The following is a 5,395-nucleotide window of genomic DNA, read 5'->3' as shown; positions in this document are numbered from 1 at the left end:
AAATAAACAAAGAACAGATTCAAACAAAAAGAGAAAGAAGTTTGGAAGAAGATAATCAATCGTTTTTTTGGATAAAATCAGAAGGGCAAAAAAAAATAGCTACTGAAAATTTAGTTCCAGGAAATCAAGTTTACAAAGAAAAATTAATTATTCAAAAAGGAGTAGAATATAGATTATGGGATCCGTTTAGAAGTAAATTAGCAGCTGCAATAATGAATGAACTTGAATATTTTCCCTTTGAAAATAAAACTAAGGTTTTGTATTTAGGAGCATCTACTGGAACTACAGTTAGTCACATTTCAGATATCGTAGGCCCTAGCGGAGTTGTTTTTGCAGTTGAACATGCAAGTCGAGTTGCAAGAGATTTCTTAGACAGAGTAGCATCATTTAGATCAAATATTATGCCAATTTTACAAGATGCTAGAAAACCAAAAGAATATTTTTCAGTATTTGGAAAAGTAGATGTTGTTTACGTAGATATAGCACAGCCTGATCAAACAAAAATTGCAATCGATAATTGCAACTTATTTCTAAAAAAAGATGGGTATTTCTTTTTAGTAATAAAAACAAGAAGTATCGATGTTACAAAATCACCTCAAAAAATTGTAGAGGAAGAAAAAGAAAAACTGAGAGTGAAATTTGATATTTTACAATCAATAGATTTGCATCCATATGATAAAGATCATGCAATGTTAATTGCAAAATACAAAACCTAGTTGTTTTCTACGATTTTTTGTACAGGTTTCCAACTTTTACGCACAAAACTAGGCATGACATGGTTTTTTTTATAATAATTAGTCACAAACTTGACAGTTACAGAATCAGAAGGATATCCACTCCCTAAATTATGATCTTTTCTTAATTTCGTTATGGCTCTATCACGTGCTACTTTAGCAAGAATAGATGCAGCTGAAACAATTACAAATCTACTATCAGCGTGATGGTAGGATTTAATTTTATGATTGTCAGACATTTTGGATATTTCTCGTCCAAATCTAGATGGATTGACATCGCATGAATCAACATATGATGTGTCAGGATTTAATTTTGATACAACTTTTGCCATGTATTTTGCCTCTAAAACATTAAGACAGTGATTCTTTACACTGGCATCAATTGATTTAGGAGATATTTTTACAACATAATAACTGTCAGCAATTTTAATAATTTTTTTATAAAGATCCTCGCGTGATTTTGGAGAAAGTTTTTTAGAGTCTTTTACGCCAAGTAAAGATAATTGTTTTAGGTTTTTTTTATCCAATGAAATTCCAGCTATAACCAGAGGCCCCAACATAGAACCACGTCCAGCATCATCAACGCCGCAAATTTGCACGTGTTTTATTTTAAAAGACAGGTATTAAACTCATTTTACACTCAAAAAATCACAATTCTAAATTAACCTGACTATCTTGACAACTCTGGCTTACAAGACAACATTAGTAAACTAATTTACAAGAACTATTAATTGAATTCAGATCAAGTTTTAAAAACTATACAAAATGAGAATATAGCATTTATTGATTTTTGGTTTGTAGATATTTTTGGTGAATTACACAATGTAGGAATACCAAGCTATGCAATTGATAAAGATAGTTTTGTAAACGGTCTTGAAAAATTAGACGCCAGTTCAATTGTTGGATTCAAGGCTGTAAATCATTCAGACATGATTTTAATGCCTGACCCAACTTCGTTTAAAATTCTTCCAAATGATTATGATCCTGGCAATAGAAAAAATGCTAGAATATTTTGTGATTTGTATGATGGTAGTGTTAACAAGGAATCAAGATATAATCGAGATTCCAGAGGTATTGCGCATAAGGCCTCAGAAAAACTAACAGAATTAGGAATAACTCATACCAATTGGGGGCCTGAAATAGAATTTTTTGTTTTTGATACAATCAATGTTTATCCATCACCATACGCTGCAACCCATTCTTATGGTGGGTCTGGATATTCCATTGAATCTAAAGAATCCCCTTGGGCTAAAGGAAATGTAAGTACTGCCATAGACCTCAAAGAAGGATACTATCCATCACAGCCAAAAGATACACTTGAAGGATTTCGAAAAGATGTTTGTGATGATTTGTATAATTATTTTGGAATAAAAATAGAAGCTGAACATCACGAAGTAGCTACCTCGGGTCAATGTGAAATCAATTTAGTTTATGATGAAATGATTGCAATGGCAGATAATGTAATTGCAGTTAAAAATTTGATCAAGGTTAAAGCTAAAAGAAAAAATAAAGTTGCAACTTTTATGCCAAAACCGATTTTTGGAGATAATGCATCTGCGATGCATACACATCAGAGTTTATGGAAAGAAAACACCAATGTAATGTATGATCAAGACGATAAAGTTGCTCAGATGAGTCAAATTGGCAGATACTACATTGGAGGGATTTTAAGTCATGCATCAGCTTTATGTGCAATAACAAACCCTACTACAAATTCTTACAAACGCCTTGTACCAGGATTTGAAGCACCCGTCAATGTTTGTTGGGGATTAGGAAATAGATCTGCTGCAATTAGAGTTCCAATGTATAGTAGAAACCAAGAGAAAAGTAAAAGAATGGAATACCGTGTACCGGATCCAACTGCAAACATCTATCTTTTAGAAGCTGCATTGTTATTGGCAGGATTAGATGGAATAAAAAACAAAATTGATCCAGGAGATCCTGTAGAAGAAAATGTATACAAGCTTTCTACAGAAAAGAAACGAGAATATCACATTGGCTCTTTGCCTGTATCATTGAAAGGTTCTCTTGATTCTCTTGCAAGTGATTCAAAATTCCTAGAAGATGTATTTACAAGAGATTTTCTTGATCAATATTCTGATTTAAAATACAAGGAATACACTGCTTTTGCACAAACACCAACAGCATGGGAAGTTTCTATGTATGCAGATGCATAACGATTTAAAATACCATTTACATTTTTGAAGTGTTTTTAACCTAAATTTGCGGTAAAACAATTCTAAATAACAATAAATCAGTTAGTAAACATTGAAGGATATATGTCAGAACTAAAAAGAAATATTGGAACTTTTGGGGCAGCATCGGTAGGTATTGCAAATATTATTGGTGCAGGAATTTTTGTTCTAAGTGGAGTAGCTACAGGAATTGCAGGCCCTGCTGTAATACTGTCATTTTTAATTGCAGGTGTGATTGCAATGCTTACTGCATTATCTGCAGCTGAGCTTTCATCATTTATCACAGATACAGGTGCAAGTTATGCATATACAAAAAGAGCATTTGGGAGGTTTTGGAGTTTCCTAGTAGGCTGGTTCAAGTATTTTGATTACATGGTAGGTGGAGCTGCAGTATCAGTTGGATTTGCAGCATATTTTACATCAATGTTCGGATTAGAGGGCGCATTACCTATGCTACTTGCAGCGATTGGTTTGCCAATAATACTAGGCTTATTGAATATCTTAGGAGTAAAAGAAGCGACAAGAACTACATCAGTAATGGTTTTGATAAAAATTTTTGCCATTTCTTTGTTACTAATGTTTGGCGGTTTTTATCTAACTCAACATTTTGATGTTGATCATTACACTCCATTTTTTGCTACCGGTTTTGGAGGAATGTTAAGTGGAGCTGCAGTGATATTTTTTGTGTTTATTGGATTTAACACTGTCACTATGATGTCTGAAGAAACAAAAAATCCACAAAAAACAATACCTAAAGCGCTGATGCTAGCATTTGCGGTAACCTTTGTTCTATACATGTGTGTAGCTGTTATCTTAGTAGGAATTCTTGATTGGCATGATGAAGCAAAAGACGCTCATCCATTAGGAAACATAGCATCCGTTATATCAGACAACCAAATGTTTTTTGACTTTATTTCGTTTTCAGCACTGATTGCTGCTGGTTCAGTTGTTCTTAGCAGTTTACTTGGGGGAACTAGAGCGAGTTTTGCTATGGGTAGAGACAGATTGCTCCCACATCAATTTGAAAAAATTAGTAAGAGATTTGGAACTCCATATGTGTCCATCATAGTAGGATGTTTAATCATAGTAATTTTTGCAGGATTATTTTATAATAATATCGATATCATTGCATCAATAGTCAATTTTGGGAGTCTTTTCACATATCTGTTTGTGAATTTAGCATTAATCAAATTAAGAAGATCTGAGCCTAAAACTCAACGATTATTCAAGGTTCCAATATATCCAGTAGTTCCAATTTTAGGAGCAGCAAGTTGTATAGGTTTGATGTATTTTCTTAGCGATTCTGCAAAAATTGTTTCACTCGTGTATGCAGTTGTTGGATTAGCACTTTACTTTTTTGTTTTTAGAAAAACAAAAAGTACTACAAAAGATAACAATCAAAACAACATCTAAATCAAATTATCATTGTTTAGGTTTTAGAGTTGATATGTGTGAATTTTTAATTTGTTGTTCAATATTTCCCATCTCTTTTTCAATTTCATCAATTTTCATTGTTATCAGACATTATTTTTTCTATTTTTTTCTCCTCTTCAAACATGACTTTTTCAAATTCCTCTCGTAATTTATCACATTTTGTTTCTTTATCTTTTTCAACCATTTTGGAGAATCTAATATTTCTAATTTCATTTACAATTGCAGAGACTTTTTCATTGGTTTCAATCATAATATCGTCAATTTGTTTTTGTGATTGAGTATCCATGAGTTAAGTTAGTTATCTTTACACTTAAACAAGTTCAAAGTTCTCAAGTATGAAAATAGAAGTTTGATTTTTAATATAAATAACATAAAAAAGAAAATCACTGTACATTGACAGATCTTTTCTTTGGGGCAGGTGTGGGTTTTGTTTTTGGTAATGTGATATCGAGTACACCATCAGTTAGTTTTGCCTTCACTTTTCCTGGAATGATTTTTTCAGAAAGAGGAATTGTTTGATAGTATGACACACTATGTCTTTCTTTTCTTAGATAATTTTTCTTCTTTTCCTCTTCTTTGTGTTCTCCTGTTACTTCAATGGAATTATCAGTCACATTGAGTTTTAGTTCATTTTTCTTGATTCCAGGAGTATCCATCTTTACTCGAAATTGGTTTCCTTCATCTATAATGTCGCAAGATGTATGAGGTATTGTAGGCATGGATATTGATGGAAAAGATGAAAATGCTTTTTCCATTTCTTTTCTCAAATTTTCAATGGATTTGTCAATGTCAAACCAACTTGATGTTCTAGATGGAGTTACAGCAGAACTTGTTTTTGTAGGTTTTTTTGTTTTTGCCATTAATAATTAGATGGTAAAATGATATTAATCGAATATCGTTAATTATCACTTTTAAGAATCATGTTTGTTACTGTTTTCAGTTTAGGTGAATTTGCAAAACATAAAGAAAAGGATAAAGGTGTTTACAAGATAAACAGTAAGACAGATAATCTAATTCAAAGAAAATATCAAA

The 5,395-nt window shown here is 32.1% G+C and carries 6 protein-coding genes; 3 read left to right on the top strand and 3 right to left on the bottom strand.

Annotated elements, in window-relative coordinates; all coding sequences use genetic code 11:
- A partial coding sequence (locus BD31_RS08845; RefSeq protein WP_008301432.1) for a fibrillarin-like rRNA/tRNA 2'-O-methyltransferase occupies positions 1-716 on the top strand: 716 nt, incomplete at its 5' end.
- Here the strand turns inward: BD31_RS08845 and rnhB are convergent.
- Positions 713-1,333, bottom strand: a complete 621-nt coding sequence (gene rnhB / locus BD31_RS08840) for a ribonuclease HII (RefSeq protein WP_008301441.1) — start codon at positions 1,331-1,333, stop codon at positions 713-715. The genes BD31_RS08845 and rnhB overlap by 4 nt on opposite strands.
- A gap of 132 nt (positions 1,334-1,465) precedes the next feature.
- Here rnhB and glnA point away from each other — a divergent pair, with 132 nt between their 5' ends.
- A complete protein-coding gene (glnA, locus tag BD31_RS08835; RefSeq protein ID WP_008301430.1) occupies positions 1,466-2,911 on the top strand; it encodes a type I glutamate--ammonia ligase in 1,446 nt (481 codons plus the stop codon).
- Positions 2,912-3,013: 102 nt separating this feature from the next.
- Positions 3,014-4,342 carry an APC family permease gene (locus tag BD31_RS08830; protein WP_008301443.1) on the top strand — a complete coding sequence of 443 codons (1,329 nt, stop codon included), beginning with the start codon at positions 3,014-3,016 and terminating at the stop codon, positions 4,340-4,342.
- An 88-nt stretch (positions 4,343-4,430) separates the two neighbouring features.
- On the opposite strand, the gene BD31_RS08825 is transcribed toward BD31_RS08830, so the two are convergent.
- Together BD31_RS08825 and BD31_RS08820 are read right to left on the bottom strand one after the other, a co-directional pair.
- Positions 4,431-4,649: a hypothetical protein gene (locus BD31_RS08825; RefSeq protein WP_008301434.1), complete on the bottom strand. Its 219-nt coding sequence runs from the start codon at positions 4,647-4,649 to the stop codon at positions 4,431-4,433.
- 97 nt (positions 4,650-4,746) lie between these two features.
- A complete protein-coding gene (locus BD31_RS08820) occupies positions 4,747-5,223 on the bottom strand; it encodes an Hsp20/alpha crystallin family protein (protein WP_008301438.1) in 477 nt (158 codons plus the stop codon).
- Between the last annotated feature and the right edge of the window lie 172 nt (positions 5,224-5,395).

It is taken from the genome of Candidatus Nitrosopumilus salarius BD31, assembly GCF_000242875.2.
GTDB lineage: Archaea > Thermoproteota > Nitrososphaeria > Nitrososphaerales > Nitrosopumilaceae > Nitrosopumilus > Nitrosopumilus salarius.
The sequence above is the reverse complement of the archived record's forward strand: the minus strand, read 5'-3'. Positions and strand labels throughout refer to the sequence as shown.